This window comes from Mycobacterium sp. NGS51, from assembly GCF_059812525.1.
This window is the reverse complement of record NZ_JCALCV010000003.1, coordinates 243,901-261,225: the sequence shown is the minus strand read 5'-3', so window position 1 is coordinate 261,225 and position 17,325 is coordinate 243,901. Positions and strand designations below refer to the sequence as shown.

General features: G+C 67.8%; 16 protein-coding genes and 1 pseudogene. 4 read left to right on the top strand and 13 right to left on the bottom strand.

Annotated elements, in window-relative coordinates:
* The first annotated feature begins 7 nt into the window (after nt 1-7).
* Entirely contained in the window at nt 8-1,207 is a 1,200-nt protein-coding gene (locus tag AC5Y5W_RS05580) for a protein kinase domain-containing protein (RefSeq protein ID WP_500022218.1), read from the top strand.
* A gap of 10 nt (nt 1,208-1,217) precedes the next feature.
* On the opposite strand, the gene AC5Y5W_RS05575 is transcribed toward AC5Y5W_RS05580, so the two are convergent.
* From AC5Y5W_RS05575 to AC5Y5W_RS05565, 3 genes are read right to left on the bottom strand one after another with little or no spacing between them, the layout of a single operon-like run.
* A complete protein-coding gene (locus AC5Y5W_RS05575) occupies nt 1,218-2,606 on the bottom strand; it encodes a class II 3-deoxy-7-phosphoheptulonate synthase (RefSeq protein WP_499884156.1) in 1,389 nt (462 codons plus the stop codon).
* A 56-nt stretch (nt 2,607-2,662) separates the two neighbouring features.
* Nucleotides 2,663-3,157: a polyadenylate-specific 3'-exoribonuclease AS gene (locus tag AC5Y5W_RS05570; RefSeq protein ID WP_499884157.1), complete on the bottom strand. Its 495-nt coding sequence runs from the start codon at nt 3,155-3,157 to the stop codon at nt 2,663-2,665.
* Between the two features lie 36 nt (nt 3,158-3,193).
* Entirely contained in the window at nt 3,194-4,090 is an 897-nt protein-coding gene (locus AC5Y5W_RS05565; RefSeq protein WP_500009040.1) for a hypothetical protein, read from the bottom strand.
* 61 nt (nt 4,091-4,151) lie between these two features.
* Between AC5Y5W_RS05565 and AC5Y5W_RS05560 the strand changes: the two genes are divergently transcribed.
* The gene (locus tag AC5Y5W_RS05560; protein ID WP_500009039.1) at nt 4,152-5,450 is read left to right on the top strand and encodes a glycosyltransferase 87 family protein; all 1,299 of its coding nucleotides are present in this window, start codon (nt 4,152-4,154) and stop codon (nt 5,448-5,450) included.
* Nucleotides 5,451-5,468: 18 nt separating this feature from the next.
* Here the strand turns inward: AC5Y5W_RS05560 and AC5Y5W_RS05555 are convergent, their stop codons facing one another.
* The 5 genes from AC5Y5W_RS05555 to AC5Y5W_RS05535 form a co-directional block, all read right to left on the bottom strand.
* Nucleotides 5,469-6,206 (bottom strand): lysophospholipid acyltransferase family protein, encoded by a 738-nt coding sequence (locus AC5Y5W_RS05555; protein ID WP_500009038.1) that lies wholly within the window; start codon nt 6,204-6,206, stop codon nt 5,469-5,471.
* Between the two features lie 144 nt (nt 6,207-6,350).
* Nucleotides 6,351-6,734 carry a hypothetical protein gene (locus tag AC5Y5W_RS05550; protein WP_500009037.1) on the bottom strand — a complete coding sequence of 128 codons (384 nt, stop codon included), beginning with the start codon at nt 6,732-6,734 and terminating at the stop codon, nt 6,351-6,353.
* 46 nt (nt 6,735-6,780) lie between these two features.
* On the bottom strand, nt 6,781-8,043 hold the full coding sequence (locus tag AC5Y5W_RS05545) for an ArsA family ATPase (RefSeq protein ID WP_500009109.1): 1,263 nt from the start codon (nt 8,041-8,043) through the stop codon (nt 6,781-6,783).
* Nucleotides 8,036-8,473 carry an SRPBCC family protein gene (locus tag AC5Y5W_RS05540; protein ID WP_499899166.1) on the bottom strand — a complete coding sequence of 146 codons (438 nt, stop codon included), beginning with the start codon at nt 8,471-8,473 and terminating at the stop codon, nt 8,036-8,038. Before AC5Y5W_RS05540 ends, AC5Y5W_RS05545 begins: the two co-directional genes overlap by 8 nt.
* 84 nt (nt 8,474-8,557) lie before the next feature.
* Nucleotides 8,558-8,947: a polyketide cyclase / dehydrase and lipid transport gene (locus AC5Y5W_RS05535; RefSeq protein WP_500009036.1), complete on the bottom strand. Its 390-nt coding sequence runs from the start codon at nt 8,945-8,947 to the stop codon at nt 8,558-8,560.
* Between the two features lie 164 nt (nt 8,948-9,111).
* Here AC5Y5W_RS05535 and AC5Y5W_RS05530 point away from each other — a divergent pair, with 164 nt between their 5' ends.
* Nucleotides 9,112-10,911, top strand: a complete 1,800-nt coding sequence (locus AC5Y5W_RS05530; RefSeq protein WP_500022217.1) for an AMP-dependent synthetase/ligase — start codon at nt 9,112-9,114, stop codon at nt 10,909-10,911.
* Nucleotides 10,912-10,926: 15 nt separating this feature from the next.
* Here the strand turns inward: AC5Y5W_RS05530 and pimB are convergent, their stop codons facing one another.
* The 4 genes from pimB to AC5Y5W_RS05510 all read right to left on the bottom strand — a co-directional run bounded on the left by pimB (nt 10,927) and on the right by AC5Y5W_RS05510 (nt 14,409).
* Entirely contained in the window at nt 10,927-12,063 is a 1,137-nt protein-coding gene (gene pimB, locus AC5Y5W_RS05525) for a GDP-mannose-dependent alpha-(1-6)-phosphatidylinositol monomannoside mannosyltransferase (RefSeq protein ID WP_500022216.1), read from the bottom strand.
* A gap of 20 nt (nt 12,064-12,083) precedes the next feature.
* Nucleotides 12,084-12,884, bottom strand: coding sequence for a hypothetical protein (locus tag AC5Y5W_RS05520; RefSeq protein ID WP_500022233.1), 801 nt, complete (start codon nt 12,882-12,884; stop codon nt 12,084-12,086).
* Between the two features lie 31 nt (nt 12,885-12,915).
* Complete coding sequence (gene ripC / locus AC5Y5W_RS05515) at nt 12,916-14,049, bottom strand: peptidoglycan hydrolase RipC (RefSeq protein ID WP_500022215.1); 1,134 nt, start codon at nt 14,047-14,049, stop codon at nt 12,916-12,918.
* A gap of 126 nt (nt 14,050-14,175) precedes the next feature.
* Entirely contained in the window at nt 14,176-14,409 is a 234-nt protein-coding gene (locus AC5Y5W_RS05510; protein WP_500022214.1) for a hypothetical protein, read from the bottom strand.
* A 139-nt stretch (nt 14,410-14,548) separates the two neighbouring features.
* Between AC5Y5W_RS05510 and AC5Y5W_RS05505 the strand changes: the two are divergent.
* Nucleotides 14,549-16,333, top strand: a pseudogene (locus tag AC5Y5W_RS05505) (DEDD exonuclease domain-containing protein); the annotation flags it as partial.
* Here the strand turns inward: AC5Y5W_RS05505 and trpD are convergent.
* A complete protein-coding gene (gene trpD, locus AC5Y5W_RS05500) occupies nt 16,271-17,281 on the bottom strand; it encodes an anthranilate phosphoribosyltransferase (RefSeq protein WP_500022232.1) in 1,011 nt (336 codons plus the stop codon). The pseudogene AC5Y5W_RS05505 and the gene trpD overlap by 63 nt on opposite strands.
* Nucleotides 17,282-17,325: the final 44 nt, after the last annotated feature.

Genomic DNA, 17,325 nt, shown 5'->3' with positions numbered 1-17,325 from the left:
TGGCTCCGTGAGGGGAGCGGGCGCCGGGGACGACCTGGAGGGCACATTGCTCGACGGGCGGTACCGCGTTGCGACCAGGATCGCCACCGGCGGGACCTCGACGGTGTACCGGGGGGTGGACCTGCGGTTGGACCGGCCCGTCGCGCTGAAGGTGATGGATTCCCGCTACGCCGGCGACGAGCAGTTCCTGACCCGCTTCCGGCTCGAGGCCCGCACCGTGGCACGGCTCAAGGACGCCGGCCTGGTCGCGGTTTACGACCAAGGTCTCGACGCTCGGCACCCCTTCCTGGTGATGGAGCTCATCGAGGGCGGCACCCTGCGCGAGTTGCTGTCCGAGCGGGGCCCGATGCCGCCGCACGCTGTTGCCGCAGTGCTGCGCCCGGTGCTCGGCGGGCTTGCGGTCGCGCACCGCGCCGGACTGGTCCATCGCGACGTCAAGCCGGAAAACGTGCTGATATCCGACGACGGCGAGGTCAAAATCGCCGACTTCGGGTTGGTTCGTGCCGTGGCAGCGGCCGGGATCACCTCGGCCAGTGTCATTCTCGGCACGGCGACCTACCTGTCTCCCGAACAGGTCCGCGACGGCGACGCCAGTCCGCGCAGCGATGTCTATGCGGTCGGAATCATGGCTTTTGAGCTACTGACCGGGGAGCCGCCGTTTTCCGGCGACTCGCCTTTGTCGGTGGCTTACCAGCGGCTGGATGCCGATGTGCCGGCGCCCAGTACGGTGATCGACGGGGTGCCAGGCGAATTCGACGCGTTGGTGGCACGTGCGACCGCGCGCGATCCCGTCGACCGTTACGCCGACGCAGCCGACATGCGCGCCGAGCTGGACGACATCGCCGAGGCGACGGGGCTGCCGGAATTCCGGGTGCCGGCACCCCGCAACTCCGCCCAGCATCGGTCAGCCGCCGCCTCTCACAGCAGAATTGAGGAAGACCAGACCACCGATCAGCATCGGCGCTCGGCCGGGCCGACACCCGTGCACCACCCCACCCGCCAACTGGCCCGCGACGACTGGCCGGAGGAACCCGAAAACCTTGATGAGCCGGAGCAATTCGCTGGCATCGAGATGGGCGAGTTCGTGTGGGCCCGCCAGCACGCCCGGCGGATGGTGCTGATTTGGCTGGCAGTGGTATTGGCGGTCACCGGCCTTGTTGCGGCCGCGGCATGGACGATCGGCAGCAACCTGAGCGGCCTACTGTGAGCCTCGGTAACTAGTCGCGCAGCATTTCTGCAACGAGGAATGCCAGTTCCAGCGACTGCTGGGTGTTCAGCCGCGGGTCACACGTCGTCTCGTAGCGACCAGCCAGGTCGGTGTCCGAAATGTCTTGCGCCCCACCAAGACATTCGGTGACATCCTCGCCAGTGATCTCGACGTGGATGCCGCCCGGGTAGGTGCCCAGTGCGCGGTGCACCTCGAAGAAACCCTGAACCTCGTCGACGATGCGGTCGAAATGCCGCGTCTTGTAGCCGTTGGACGACTCGTGGGTGTTGCCGTGCATGGGGTCGCACTGCCAGATCACCTGATGCCCGGTGGCCTGCACCTTCTCGATGATCGGCGGCAACAGATCACGCACCTTGTTGTTGCCCAGCCGACTCACCAACGTCAACCGGCCCGGCTTGTTGTGCGGGTCGAGCCGCTCGACGTATTCGACGGCCAGCTCCGGTGTCGTCGTCGGCCCGATCTTGACGCCGATCGGGTTGGCGATCACCTCGGCGAACGCGACGTGTGCGCCGTCGAGTTGCCGGGTCCGGTCGCCGATCCACAGGTAGTGGGCCGACAGGTCGTACAGCTGGGGTTCGCCGTCCTGGCCGTCCGACATCCGCAGCATGGCGCGCTCGTAATCGAGCACCAGCGCCTCGTGGCTGGCGTAGATCTCGGCGGTCTGCAGATTCCGGTCGGCCACCCCGCAGGCGCTCATGAACTGGAGGCCACGGTCGATCTCAGCCGCCAGCGCCTCATAGCGGGCGCCTGCCGGTGAGGTTCGGACGAATTCGCGGTTCCAGTCCTGCACCAAATGCAGCGAGGCCAGTCCCGACGAGGTGAGTGCGCGTACCAGGTTCATCGCCGCGCTGGCGTTGGCGTAAGCCCGCACGAGTCGCGACGGGTCGTGTTCGCGCGCTGCGGCCTCCGGGGCGAACCCGTTGACCATGTCACCGCGGTAGGAGCGCAACCCCAGCGCGTCGAGATCGGCCGATCGCGGCTTGGCGTACTGCCCGGCGATGCGGGCCAGCTTGATCACCGGAAGGCTGGCACCGTAGGTGAGCACCACGGCCATCTGCAGCAGCGCGCGGATGTTGGCGCGGATGTGCGGTTCGGTGTTGTCGACGAACGTCTCCGCGCAGTCACCACCCTGCAACAGGAACGCCTCACCGCGCGCGACCTGCGCCAACATCTCCTGCAGCCGCACGATCTCGGATGCCACCGTTATCGGTGGGACACTCTCCAGAACGGTGCGCATCGCCTTGGCCTGGTCGATCGGCCAGCTCGGCTGCTGAGCGGCGGGCTTGGCCAACGCGGTGTCGAGTTGGGCGCGCAGATCGGCCGGCAACGGTGGCAGCGACGGCAGCTGCTCGATCGGTACGTCAACGGTCCAGTTCACCCGTCTATGGTAACCGGGCGCTGCAGCCCCCTGACCAGCGCAGTTCACCAGGGACGCTAACCGCCCGGATCACCGTCGGCGGTAATGATCCGAAACCGCCGCAGCTGGTCGCGGGCGTCGACCAGGGCGTCGTGGACGTCCGCCGGCCGGCGCGGCATCCGAGGCCGTCCCCGCTCCTCCCATAGCTGGCGCAGCTCACGGGTGAACTTGGGCATCGCCGCCGGTAGTTCCGTCATCGCTCCCCATAGCTGACATAACGCCACATGGTCGTAGGCGCCTACCCAGGCCCACAGCTCGATCGGCTCGTCGTCGTCGACGCCGAAGAACGCCTCCAGATCCGACCGGATCCGAGCGCGGCTGCGCCACAATTGCGACGCCGGCGGCGGCAGCTTGGGCAGGACGTGGGTGCGCACCCAGCTGCCTGCCCGCTCCGGGTCGAATTCGGTCGACACCGCGTAATATTCGCGGCCGTTCTCGGCCACGACCCCGATCGAGATCAAATCGATCGTGCGGCCGTCCTCGATGAACTCGGTGTCGTAGAAATACCGCACGCCGGGGAAGCCTAGCCCGTTGCACCGTTGCCGAACTCAGCCCGGCTCGCCCGCCGCCAGCGCGCGCTGGGTACCGTCCGGCGGCGGCGCGGCATGGACCTCACGGTCCAGCTGTGCGTCGACGGTGCGATCGTCGGGGCGGCGAGGCGTGCCGGCGATCGCCGACTGCAGCGACAGCTTGGCCCGGACCACCGGCCGGCGCAGCATGCGTTCCCGCAGCAGCGATTGCCGCATCTTGTCCAGATGGCGGTTGTAGCGCCACCGCGCCCACGGGGCGTGCGGGCGCGACAGCCGGATCGCGCCGATGACCAGCAGCGGAACGAAAAACATCCCGATCAGGCCCGTCCACACCTTGCCCTTGAGCAACACCACCACCGCCAGCGGCGGCATCAGCACCAGCCCCAGGATCACCGCACCATGCAGCACCAGCGAGTGGGTGTCCTGCCAGAACGAGAGGAAGAACATCAGCGGATGTAAACCCAGCACCAGCAAGCCGCCCACGGCGATGGCAGCGAAGACGGCATCGACCGAGGTGCGACCGTCCTCCTCCCAGTAGACATCCGAGAGATGCAGGATCAACGCGTACTCATCAAGAACAAGTGCTGCGCCGGTACCGAAAAGTGTTGCTGCTAAAGTAAATTCGATGCCACGGCTGTAGACGTCCAGTGACACCAACGCGATACCGGACACCATCACCAAGATCACCCCGACCACCACGTGGTGGATGTGCAGTGCTCCGATGTGGATATTTCGCGGCTCCCACCATCTGGGTGGCACCCCCCGGTCTGCGCGATAGCGGATATAGCGCACAAAAGATCGGGTGACAAAGAAGGTCAAGATGAAGGCGACCAGACAACACAGCAACGGCAGTCTGCCGCTATTGATGATGTCGTCTTGCAACCACCTGAGCACCTTAAAAAAGTACGCCGTCATCCAACGCGCCGCCCGCCACGACACCGCGTGAGGCCCACGGCACCGATAAGCTGTGTCGGACATGAATACGAGGCGGTCGCCCGACGTGGGCAATCGGCGGGGGCTGGTAGCCATGCGGCCGGTCGTTGTGTGGGGTCTACTCGGTGCCGCAGCCGCGGCGGCGCTCGGCTATGCGGCCTGGCGGCTGCTCGGGCACACGCCATACCGCATCGACATCGACGTCTATCGGATGGGCGGCCGGGCCTGGCTGGACGGCCGCCCGCTGTACGGGGACGGCGTGCGGTTCCGCACGTCGGCCGGGCTGGACCTGCCGTTCATCTACCCGCCGCTGGCGGCCATCGTGTTCTGCCCATTCGCCTGGCTGGGGCTGCCGGCCGCCAGCGCGGCGATCACCCTGACAACGTTAGCCTTGTTGCTCGTCTCGACCATGATCGTATTGACCCGGCTCGACGTGTGGACCACCTCGCGCCGGGTGTCCGGACCGCCCTGGTTGCGCCGATGCTGGCTGGCCACGATCGTTGTGGCCGCGGCGGCGACCTGGCTGGAACCCATCACGTCGAACTTCGCCTTCGGCCAGATCAACGTTGTGCTGATGACTTTGGTGATTGCCGATTGCGTGCCGCGTCGCACGCCCTGGCCTCGCGGGCTGCTGCTTGGGCTGGGAATCGCCCTGAAACTGACCCCGGCGGTGTTTCTGCTTTATTTCCTGCTGCGTCGCGACGGCCGCGCAGCGCTGTGGGCAATTGCGTCGTTCGGGGCGGCGACTCTGGCCGGTTTCGTGCTGGCCTGGCACGACTCATGGGAGTACTGGACCGACACGGTGCGCAACACCGATCGTCTCGTCGGGCCGGCATTGAACACCAACCAGAACATCGGGGGCACGCTTGCCCGGCTGGATCTCGGCGAGCCCGAGCATTTCGTGCTGTGGGTGCTCGGCTGCCTGCTGGTGCTCGCCGCAACGGTATGGGCGACCCGGCGGGTGCTGCGCGCCGGTGAACCGACCATGGCGGTGATCTGCATCGCGCTGTTCGGGTTGGCTGCCTCGCCGCTGTCGTGGTCGCACCACTGGGTGTGGATGCTGCCGGCCGTGCTGGTGACCGGAGTGCTGGCCTGGCGGCGTCGCGTCGCGGCGCTGGCCGCGGTCAGCGCCGCGGGTGTGGCGCTGATGGTGTGGACGCCGATAAACCTGCTTCCCGCACACCACGAGACGGCCGCGGCGTGGTGGCGCCAGCTCGCCGGGGTGTCTTACCTGTGGTGGGCGTTGGCGACAATCCTTACCGCCGGACTGACCCTCACCGCTCGCACCATGCCGCCGAAATCGACCGTCCCCGAACCTGCTGCGGTCTCGGCGGTCGGCTGACCACTCATATCGGCGGAGCTATCCCGCGGCTGTCTCGGGGATCCGGGTTGGCGGCTTGTCGGCCGCCAGCGGCTCGGCACCGTTGCCGTGGTCTTTGGCACTGGCGGCGTAGATGTCGACGTATTCCTGACCGGATAGCCCCATCAGGTCGTAAATCACCTCATCGGTGACGGCACGCTCGATGAAGCGATTACCGGCCAGCCCATCGAACCGGGAGAATTCCATCGGCTTGCCGAACCGCACCGTCACCCGGCCGAACCGCCACATTTTGCTACCGGGCGGATTGACGACGTTGGTGCCGATCATCGCCACCGGGATCACCGGGACGCCGGTGTGCAGCGCCAGCCGGGCCAGCCCGGTCTTGCCTTTGTACAGCCGGCCGTCGGGTGAGCGGGTGCCCTCCGGGTACATGCCCAGCAATTTGCCTTCGGCCAGCAACCTCGCTGCAGTGTTCAAAGCGGCCTCGGCCGTGTCGGCGTCGGTGCGGTCGATCGGAACTTGTCCGGTGGTGCTGTAGAACCAGCGGATGAACCAGCCTTTGATCCCGGTGCCGGTGAAGTATTCGGATTTGGCCAGAAACGTGATCCGGCGGCGCACCACCAACGGCAGGTAGAAGCTGTCGGCCACCGCCAAGTGGTTACTTGCCAGTATGGCCGGTCCGGACTGCGGGATGTTCTCCAGTCCTTCGACCCTTGGCCGCCCGAGCATGGCAAGCAGTGGGCCCATGAAGATGTACTTGAAAAGCCAGTACCACATGGCCCTCCCTCTCGCCCGCCCCGGATAGTGTTCTGCGCCAAGAGTACCCATCGAGTCTGGATGCGACCATAGGACCGCGGTGGCTTGCCCAGCTCCTGGGGCGGCGGGCCGTCGCGCCTGGCTTCGCCACGCCGGCGTTCGCCGTTACTCCTCCACGGTAACCGAGATGGGCTGATAGCGGCTTTTTGTGTTCGGCGCAGCTTCGGGTCCGGCAGCAGCCGCACCGCCGGACGGACCGTCCGGCGGCGGAGGCGGCACCGACTGATCCACCTCCTCGATGACGGCCCGGATCACCGCCAGCAGCGCGACGCTGTGTTCGGCGATGACGGTCAGCAGCGGGTGCTGTTCACCGCTCACCAGCGCCGCAAGCGCACAGACCGGACACCAGAGCTGTTGACATTTCCCCGTGCCCGGGCCGCCGCCCGACGCCCGCATCGCCGCGGCGCGCACTGCGGGGTCGATTCCATCGAGGATGCTCTGCGCAAGTTTTCGCAATTCCGGACCGATGTCGGGGTGAACGCCGCTCATATGCGCCGCTCCTCCCTATCGCTTCGCTTCGCATCGTCGACGGCGGTCACGTCGGCCAAACGCTCGGATCAGGCCGGAAACGCACCGTGAGCTCACTGCCTCGAAGGTGGGCGTCCAGCACCGTGCAGCGCCGCAGCACTGAGGCCAACCGAACTCGGCGCCGCATTCCGCCGGCACTGATGATCAGGTCGTCGTCGACCCGGCCCAGCGCGAGCCCGCCGGAATCGACTTGCGGCAACTCTAGTCGCAATCGGTAGATCGACTGCAGGCCTGATCCGGATTCGAGGTCGACGACGGGGCGCAGCGGTCCCGGCGGCGCCGCTCCGCCGCGCCGGCGCGCACTGTCCATCAGTTCACCCAGCGCCTTCGGGCCGATCGGCTCGCCGGCCAAGTGCGGAACCAGCACGAGCGCCACATCGCCGATGGTGGTATCCAATTCGTCCAGCACCGCGCGCTGTTCACAGATGCGTTCGGCATACCAATCGAAAGCAGGATGATCCGGCAGATTTCGATACTCGTACGAATCATCTTGCACCAGAATCTGATTGACGATCAGCTCCTCGACACGCACACCCATCAGCGCCAATGAGCCCAGTGTCCGGGCAGCTTCAGCGGCGACCACTCGTTCGGCGGTCAGGACCAGGTGGGCACCGACCAGCGCAGGGTCGGTCAACAGGGCGCTGAGCCGTTCGACGCCGACGCTGATCCGCTCCAGCAGCGCCACCACCGCGGTGGACTGCGCATCGTCAGTAGCGGTGGAGAGCCGGCGGTGTCGCGGCCAAGCGCGCTCCACGTAGAGCGTGAACGTGGCCGGCAGCGTCAGCATTCGCAAGGCGTCGGCGGTCGAGGCGCAGTCGACCACGACGTGGTCCCACTGTCCGGCCGCGGCCAATTCCCCGACCTCGTGCAGCCCGAGAACTTCCTGGATGCCCGGGAGGGCCGAGAGCTCTTCGGGGGCAATGGTGTTCAGCTCCGACTCGGGAAAGCGCCGGCCGACGGTGTCGACCACGTCGCGCCAGCGCGCCTCCAGGAGCGCCAAGGTGTCCATCGCCAGCGCATCGAGGAACCCGCCGCCCATGTCAACGTCATCGGCGAGTACCCGCACGGGATCGCGGCGGCCGGTCGGCGGGACCGGGATGCCCAGCACGTCACCAAGTGAATGCGCCTGATCGGTGGATACCACCAGCACCCGTTGCCCGGCGCGGGCATCGGTGACCGCCGTGGCGGCCGCCAGGGTGGACTTTCCTACCCCGCCCTTGCCGACGAAGAGACTGATCCGGGCCAGGGCGGGCGCTGCCGACTCACTCAGCCTCGACTCGTTTCTTCAGATCCTTCAACGCGCTGTCGGTCAGCCTGCGCTCAGCTTTGCGCTTGAGCAACCCGATCATCGGCATAGCCAGGTCGACCGTGAGCTCGTACGTGACGTCGGTACCAGACCCCTTGGGCGACAAGCGGTATACGCCGTCTAGGGCCTTGAGCAACGAGCTGGAGACCAGCGACCAGTGAACCGAGCGGCGGTCTTTCGGCCAGTCGTAGGAAAACACCAGGGTGTCTTTGAGGACGGTGGTGTCCAGCACCATGCGCGCCACTTTCGGGTAGCCGTCGGCGTCGGCCTCGAGCACCTCGGTCTCCTTGTACTCCGAAACCCACTCCGGGTAGGAACCGATATCGGCGATCACGTCCATCACCGTGCCGGGGTCGGCATCGATGTGGATCGTCTGCGTCGTCTTCTCCGCCACCTGGCTGCTTCCCTCTCCCCCGTAAGCGGGCGCTACCCCCGGTCTCGGTCAGAAACGGTACTCCCCGTACCAACCCGGATGGGCTCAAGCCACCGGAGAAACCCCGACCGGGCGGGACCGCTCCAACTGCGCTTTGACCTCGAAAGCCATTTTCTTTCCCGCCACCCGGCGGCGGTGGGTCATTCGGGCGAGATTCATCCGAGCCAGCTGCCAGGCAGCGACCCCGGACGGTTCGGCGTGCAGGAAGTAGTGCAGCAGCACGCCGTCGAGCAATGGCTCCAGCCAGATCTCCATGGTGCCGGTCAGCGGTCCGGTCACCGCCCATCTGATGCCCTTGTCAGCCCGGTCTTCGATGACCTCCAGCCACAGATCAGGCCACCAGCGCCGCCAGTTGGCCCGGTCGGCCACCGTAGCACCGACTCGCGCGGCGTCGGCGGCGACGAAGGTCTGATCGGCAACTTGAACACTGTGCACGGACCTAGCTTCACATATCCGGCTCCTCCGCAGACCGTGCCGGTCTGCATCGTCGCCAGACTAGGTTCGATCGTCCGGCTCCTCCGCAGACCGTGCCGGTCTGCATCGTCGCCAGACTAGGCTGGCGGACACCAGGCCCAGAGACGTCAAGCGAGGTCAGAAGAGTGCGTGAATTGAGTGTTCCTGCCCCATTCGAGGTAGGTGAGCGCGACAACATCGCCGCCGCGGTTTTCGAGCATGAGCGCGACGATCCCAAACTGGTGATCTTTCAGCGCCTGATCGACGGCACCTGGAGCGATGTCACGTGCGCCGAGGCGGCCGCCCAAATCCGTTCGGTGGCTCTCGGTTTGATCGCAGAGGGAGTACAGGCCGGCGATCGGGTGGCGATCTTCTCTGCGACCCGCTACGAATGGGCGATCCTCGACTTCGCGATCCTGGCGGTGGGCGCGGTCACCGTGCCGATTTACGAGACGTCGTCGGCCGAGCAAGTGCGCTGGGTCCTGCAGGACTCCGAGGCAATACTGGTATGCGCCGAAACCGACGCCCACGCCACCATGGTCACCGAGCTGACCGGCGAATTGCCCACGCTACGCAGGGTGTTTCATATCGACGGTTCCGGCCCCAAAGCGCTCGACCAGCTTGCCGAGGCCGGCGCGTCGGTGGACGCAGCGGAGCTGACCACCCGGGTCGATGCGCTGCGCGCTGCGGACCCGGCCACGCTCATCTATACCTCGGGCACCACCGGACGGCCCAAGGGCTGTCAGCTGACGCACTCCAACCTGGTCTACGAGATGCGAGGCGCCAAAGAAGCGTTGCCGACGCTGCTGGCCAAGGGTGAGCGCCTGCTGATATTCCTGCCGCTGGCCCACGTGCTGGCCCGCGCGATCACCTTGGCCGCCTTCGCCAACAAGGTCACCGTCGGGTTCACCAGCGACATCAAAAACCTGGTGCCGATGTTCGCGGTGTTCAAGCCCACCGTCGTGGTGTCGGTGCCGCGAGTGTTCGAGAAGGTGTACAACACCGCCGCCCAGAACGCCGCCAACGACGGCAAAGGCCGGATCTTCGAAATGGCCGCCCAGACCGCCGTCGACTGGAGTGAGGCCCGCGACCGCGGCGGTCCCGGCCTGCTGTTGCGGGCGAAGCACGCGATATTCGACCGGCTGGTCTATCACAAGCTGCGCGCTGCGCTGGGCGGCGATTGCCGCGCCTCGGTCTCGGGAGGCGGGCCGCTGGGCGCACGGCTGGGCCACTTCTACCGCGGTGTCGGCCTGACCATCTACGAGGGCTACGGATTGACCGAGACCAGTGCGGCCATCACGGTCAATCAGGTGGGCGGCCTGAAGATCGGCACCGTCGGAAAGCTGTTGCCGGGCAACAGTATGCGCATCGCCGACGACGGCGAGCTGCTGGTGCGCGGCGGGGTGGTGTTCAGCGAGTATTGGCGCAACGAGCAGGCCACCAACGACGCGATGGCCGACGGGTGGTTCAAGACCGGTGATCTGGGCGCCATTGACGAGGATGGCTTCTTGACGATCACCGGCCGCAAGAAGGAGATCATCGTCACTGCCGGCGGCAAGAACGTCGCGCCGGCGGTATTGGAAGACCAGTTACGGGCACATCCGCTGATCAGCCAAGCGATGGTCGTCGGCGACGCCAAACCGTTCATCGGGGCGCTGATCACCATCGACCCCGAGGCGTTCGAAGGCTGGAAGCAGCGCAACAGCAAGGCGGCGGGTACGTCGGTGGGTGATCTGGTGACCGACCCTGACCTGGTCGCCGAAGTGGATGCCGCCGTCAAACAGGCCAACCAGGCGGTCTCGCATGCGGAATCGATCCGCAAATTCCGTATTCTGCCCGTCGACTTCACCGAGGACACCGGCGAACTGACTCCGACGATGAAGGTCAAGCGCAAGGTGGTGGCCGAAAAGTTCGCCGACGACATCGAGGCGATCTACACCAAGTGAGACGGCGCGCGCTCGTTAGCCGCGCAGCAGGTCGGCCAGCCGCGCGGCCAGCATGTCCCAGCGCCAGTGCGCCGTCACCCAGTCTCGCCCGGCGGCTCCCATGGTGGCGGCACGGTCGGGGTCGGACAGCAGCTCGGTGACGGCGTCGGCGACCTGATCCTCCGACCGGCCGTCGACCACCAAACCGGTCTCGCCGTGCCGCACGGTCTCCGGCGCACCGCCCGAGCGCCCAGCGATCACCGGTACGCCGGTGGCGGAGGCCTCCAGGAACACGATGCCCAGACCCTCGACGTCCAGCCCGGCGCCGCGGGTGCGGCACGGCATTGCGAACACATCGGCCATCGCATGGTGCGCGGGTAACTCGTCGGCGGCCACTCCGCCGGTGAACGTGACGTGTTCGGCTACCCCGCAGCCGTCCGCCAACCGGCGCAGCGCCGTCACATGCGGGCCGCCGCCGGCAATCACCAGCGCCGCGCCGTCGACGCGCCGCCGGATTTGCGGCAGTGCACGGATCAGCATGTCCTGGCCCTTGCGCGGAACCAGCCGAGACAAGCACACGACGGTGGGCCGCTGGCCCAGCCGGTAGCGGGCACGCAGTTCGGTGCGCGCGGCGTGATCGGGGTGGAACCGATCGGTGTCCACACCGGGTGGCACGTGCTCCAACGAGGCGGCCGGGCCGAACGCCGACGCGAACCGCGCCCGGGTGTATCGGCTGACGAAGGTGACCACATCGGTGCCGTCGCCGATGCGACGCAGCACCGACCGCGCCAGCGGAAGCATCGACCAGCCCACTTCATGGCCGTGCGTGCTGGCCAGCACCCGGGTAGCGCCCGCCTCCCGGGCGCGCTGCGCCAGCAATGCCAGCGGTGCGGCCGCCCCGAACCAGACGGTGTCGATGCTCTGGTCTGTGATCAGCCGGCGCATCCGGGTGTCGACGGTGGGGCCGGGCAACATCAGAGTTCCGGGATGGCGCACCACCTGGTAGCCGGTCGCGTGGCCGTCGAAGACGTCGGCGCCCTTCCACTGTGGCGCGTAGACCATCACCTCATGCGCCCCGGAACCGGCGATCCGATCCACGAGCTCGCCCAGGTAGGACTGGATGCCGCCGCGTCGAGGAGGAAAGTCGTTGGTTACCAGCAGGACCCGGGACACCTGGGTAGGCTAGCCCGGCGTCAGGACGAGCGGGTCAGCCACTGCTGCCAGTGGGCAAGGAGGCCGGCCATGTCGGTGCCCAGCACGTCACGCACGGCGCTGGGCACGTCGACATGCCCAACACCGCACGCGGCCCGGTAGAAACCGGCCAGCGTCGCGGTCCCGTAACTGTCGGCGACGAAGCGGGCGAACCACCATGCCCGGTCATAGGCCAGTGAGCGCTGCGGTCCGGGCGTGTCGAGGTCGGCGTCGGATGGCACAGCGGTGGGCAACAGTGTGCCCGCGGGCACCACGGTCGGCGGGCGTGCCACAAAGTCAGCCACGCCTTCGGTCAGCCAGCGCGGCGCGTCAAGCGCCGTGGCTGCGCGGGTGGCGTAGTGGAAAAGCTCGTGGCTCAATACAATTCGCAGCGCCGGTTCGCTCATTCCGGCCGCCCCTGGCGCGAAGACGATCCGCTGGCCGACGGCCACCCGGCGGACCGGATCGACCTCGTCGGCGACGGCGATCGCCGCGATATCGGCCCACTGCGCCGCCGATCCACCACCGGCCTCGGCCTCGAACTGGTGCTGCGAGCCGGTGCCCACGATGGTGATATCGCGCGGCCAGTCGGCACCCCAGAACGTCTGCACCGCGTCGACGGCCGTACCCATGTTCGCCGCGACGCGCCTCAGCAGCGAGTCGGTATCTGGACCGCCGAGGTTGACCAACCGGATGGTGCGCCCGTCGACAGTCAGCGGCGCCGCGGCAGGTGCAACTCGTAGGGCACCGATCAGCACCACGACAGCCAGGGCCAACTCTGCGACAAGGGCCGATGCCAGCAGCATCGACGGCCACCGCCGGCGAGGCTGGGCGTCAGTAGCGGCGAGCGTTGTAAATCGGGCCGGACGAGGTCATCGGCACCACCCGCACCGGCTGACCGTAGGTGGAGGAATGGACCATCAGACCGTCACCAACGTAGATGCCGGCATGTGATGCGTCGGAGTAAAAGGTGAGCACGTCACCGGGCTGCAGGTCCGACAGCGCAATGGGCTGCCCGCCGTGAGCCAACGCCTGGCTGGAGTGCGGCAGCGCGATGCCGGCCTGCTGGAACGCCCACATCACCAAGCCAGAACAATCAAAGCCCCCGGGCGCGGCGCCACCCCACGAGTACGGCGCACCGACCTGGGTCAACGCCGCCTGCACGGCCGTCGCCGCCTGGCCGCTACCCGGCGCGCCGCCGGGAAACGCCTCAGGCGCATCTGCGCCAGGCCCACCACCATTGGGCGGCAGCGCTTCCGGCGCGGGAGCGGCTACCAGCGCAGCGGGCTGCGGGGCCGGCCCCGGTTCGGCCAGCGCGGTGCGCTGACCCGGCGACAGAGAGAGGTACTGCGACTTGACGACAGCGATCTGCACCTGCAGCTGACTTTGCTTGGACTGCAGACTCGCCCGCACCGCGGCGGCCTGCTCGGCGGCGGTCTTGGCGTCTGCCGCCGATTTCGCCGACGCCTGCTCGGCTTTGGCGGCCTGCTCTCCGGCTGTCCGGTAACTGGCCATCTGCGCGGACATCTCGGTGGCGATCACCCGCTGCACGGCCAGCTTGCCGATCAACTGCTGAGGCGACTCGGCGGTCAGGATCGCGTCCATGCCGTCAGTTCGGCCGCCCATGTACATCGCGGCAGCAAACTTATTGACACCGGCCTGGAAGGTTGCCAACCGGGCTTTGGTGGCTTGCGCGGCGGCTTGGTCGTCCGCGTGCCTCTTGTCCGCGGCGCGCTGCGCAACCAGTTTGTCGTTGAGGTCGAGCTGGGCGCTGTGCATCGCCTCGGTTGTCTGTTCCGCCTGGCGAGACAGCTCATTGAGCTTTGCCATGGCGTCATCGGCCGGATCGGCCAGCACATTGCCGGTAACCGCGCCGGAGAAGATGGTGATAAAGCCCGCTATCGCGGCGACGGCAAATCGCTTGTGAGTGCGTCCAGCCCAGCGTCTACCGTCATGCCCCGACCCCAAAATTTCGTATCCTTTAAACCCGTCGACAAGACGTCGAATTTGCTTTAGGTCTCAGACAGGTTACGAAACGGTATAGGCATTGTCCAACAGCGGAACATTAAGAAATCAGCAAGATTTTGACGGCCGTCAGGCCACTCCGGGGCGATGAATGGGCACCAGCCGCAGCCTGGGTGCCATACCCGCGTCGGCGAGTACCTCCAAAGCGGCCCGCTCGTCGGCCAGCAAAGTTTCCGGTACCCCGAGTAGCACGCTGACGACGCAGTCGCGGCATCCAGGTCCGCGGACTGCGCAGTCGTCGCAGTCGATGATCACCGGTCCGGGCGGCCCGGCCTGGCTGTCGGGCCTGGCGGTTTCTGCCATCTGGCTGGTCCTTTCGCTCTGGTCGATCGATCTCCCCGCAGGCTAACGGCCACCACCGACAAGGTTCGCCGCGGTGATCGCGCCCGACGCGCCGCGCCGGGTACGCCGCCTGTCGGTGGCGCTGCCTAACGTCTCGGCCATGGGTGTGCCGGCCCCCGAGCAGTTGAGCTTCGCTGGTCTCGACGAGCTCAAGGACGTGTCGCTGCGCGAGACCACCTTCGTCGTCGTCGACCTGGAAACCACCGGCGGGCGTGCGGCAGCCGACGAGATCACCGAAATCGGGGCAGTCAAGGTTCGCGGCGGTGCGGTGCTGGGTGAGTTCGCCACTCTGGTCGACCCGCAGCGCAGCATCCCGCCACAGATCGTGCGACTGACCGGTATCACCACCGCGATGGTGTGTGATGCGCCGACGATCCGCGCGGTGCTGCCAATGTTTCTCGAGTTCGCCCGCGGCTCGGTACTGGTCGCCCACAACGCCGGATTCGACGTCGGGTTCCTGCGTGCCGCCGCCGATCGCTGTGGGATCCCCTGGCCCCGGCCGCAGGTGCTGTGCACGGTCCGGCTGGCCCGTCGGGTGCTCACCCGCGAGGAAGCCCCCAGCGTGCGGCTGGCCGCGTTGGCCCAGCTCTTCGTCGTCGCCAATGAGCCCACCCACCGGGCCCTCGACGACGCCCGCGCCACCGTCGAGGTACTACATGCGCTGATCGAGCGAGTGGGCAACCAAGGGGTGCACACCTACCCCGAGTTGCGGTCGTATCTGCCCGGGGTGACGACGGCTCAGCGCCGCAAACGGGTGCTGGCGCAGGACCTGCCGCACCGGCCGGGCGTCTACCTGTTTCGCGGGCCGTCCGGCGAGGCGCTCTACGTCGGCACTGCAACCGACCTGCGGCGCAGGGTCACCCAGTACTTCAACGGCTCTGACCCGCGCGGTCGCACCAAGGAGATGGTCGCGCTGGCCAGCGCCGTCGATCATGTCGTATGCGCGCACCCACTGGAAGCCGGCGTTCGCGAACTGCGGATGCTGGCCGCGCACGCCCCGCCCTATAACCGTCGCTCGCGATACCCGCACCGGTGGTGGTGGGTTGTGTTGACCGACGAGGCGTTCCCCCGCCTGACGGTGGTGCGGGCGCCGCGGCACGAGCGTGCGGTCGGCCCGTTTCGTTCCCGGGTCGACGCTGCCGACACCGCGGCGCTGCTGGCGCGGTTCACCGGCGTGCGCACCTGCACCGCCCGGCTGGCGCGTTCGGCGCTGCACGGTCCGGCGTGTCCACCGCGGGAAGTGTCGCCGTGTCCGGCCGGCCGCGAGATCACCGCCGCGGAATACCTGCCCACGGCGCAGCGCGCCGCCGCGTTGATCGACGGTGCCGACAACGCCGCGCTGGGGGCGGCGGTAGCCCAGATCACCGCCCTGGCCGAGCGGCACCGCTACGAGAGCGCCGCGCGGCTACGTGACCACACCGGTGCTGCGGTCGAGGTGCTCTGGCGTGGCCAGCGCCTGCGGGCGCTGGCGGCGCTGGCCGAGTTGGTGGCCGCCGCACCGGATGGACACGGCGGCTGGCAGCTCGCCGTCATCCGCTACGGGCAACTGGCTGCGGCCGGCACTGCGGCCCGCGGCGTGCCGCCGATGCCCGTCGTCGACGCGCTGCGGGCGGGCGCGCAGGTGATACTGCCGGCGTCCGCCCCGCTGGGCGGGGCGCTGGTCGAGGAGACGGCACTGATCGCGCGCTGGCTCGGCGGGCCCGGAGTGCGCATCGTGGATGCTGCTGCGGGCTGGTGTTCGCCGTTGAGGTCCGCCGGATCGTGGGCTGCGTGGGCCGCTTCGGCCCGCTCGGCACGGGTTGCCGCCGAGCAGGCCAGCGACTCAGATCTGCTGGCCGAACCGCACCCATCGCGCGAGCAGCTGTTCGGCCGCACCGCTGTCGATGGCGGCAGCGGCACGGTGCAGCCCGTCTTCCCACGCCGGCAACCACTCGGCGCGGCTGGCTAGCCCGGTGTGGGCCACGATGGCGCCAGCGGCGTTGAGCACCACCGCATCTCGCACCGGGCCCTTGGCGCCGGCGAGCACCGAACGGGCTTCGGCCGCGTTGGCGGCCGCATCGCCGCCAAGCAGGTCGGCGAGTTCGGCGCGCGCGAAGCCAAACCCGGCAGGGTCGAACGTCAGCTTGTCCACCGTGCCCGCCTGTACCCGCCAGATCGTGCTGGTCGTTGTGGTGGTCAGCTCGTCGAGACCGTCGTCACCGTGCACCACCAGGACGCTGGACCGGCGTGCGGCGAACACCCCGGCCATCACCTCGGCCAGATCGGCGAACGCGCAGCCGATCAAACCTGCTCGCGGGCGGCCCGGATTCGTGAGCGGCCCAAGCAGATTGAAGACCGTGGGAACGCCGACCTCGCGTCGCACCACCGACGCATGCCGATACGACGGGTGAAACTGCGGCGCGAAGCAGAACCCGATCCCCACTTGGGCGACACTGCGGGCGACCTGCGCGGGGTTCAGGTCGATGCGCACACCTAAGGCTTCGAGCGTGTCGGCACCGCCGGACAGCGACGAGGCCGCGCGGTTACCGTGCTTGACCACCGGTAGGCCGGCGGCGGCCACCACGATTGCAGCCATCGTGGACAGGTTGACGGTGGATACGCCGTCGCCACCGGTCCCAACCACATCGACGGTGTCGGTGCCGATCGCGTCGACGGGCAGCCGATGCACGTGGTGGAGCATGACCTCGGCCAGCTCGCTGACCTCCGCGGCAGTGGGAACCTTCATCGTCATCGCGACCGCGAACGCGGCGATCTGCGACGGCGCCGCGGCGCCGGTCATGATCTGCTCCATCGCCCAGGCGGCCTGTCCGCGCGCCAGGTTCTGGCCGGCCATCAGACCGCCGAGCACCCGCGGCCAAGACGACCCGGAAGATGACT

Bases quoted from the DNA above. Each gene is read 5' to 3' on its own strand.
- AC5Y5W_RS05565 (WP_500009040.1), bottom strand. From the start codon at position 4,090: ATGACGGCGTACTTTTTTAAGGTGCTCAGGTGGTTGCAAGACGACATC.
- AC5Y5W_RS05560 (WP_500009039.1), top strand. From the start codon at position 4,152: ATGAATACGAGGCGGTCGCCCGACGTGGGCAATCGGCGGGGGCTGGTA.
- AC5Y5W_RS05555 (WP_500009038.1), bottom strand. From the start codon at position 6,206: ATGTGGTACTGGCTTTTCAAGTACATCTTCATGGGCCCACTGCTTGCC.
- AC5Y5W_RS05550 (WP_500009037.1), bottom strand. From the start codon at position 6,734: ATGAGCGGCGTTCACCCCGACATCGGTCCGGAATTGCGAAAACTTGCG.
- AC5Y5W_RS05510 (WP_500022214.1), bottom strand. From the start codon at position 14,409: ATGGCAGAAACCGCCAGGCCCGACAGCCAGGCCGGGCCGCCCGGACCG.
- trpD (WP_500022232.1), bottom strand. From the start codon at position 17,281: ATGGCCGGCCAGAACCTGGCGCGCGGACAGGCCGCCTGGGCGATGGAG.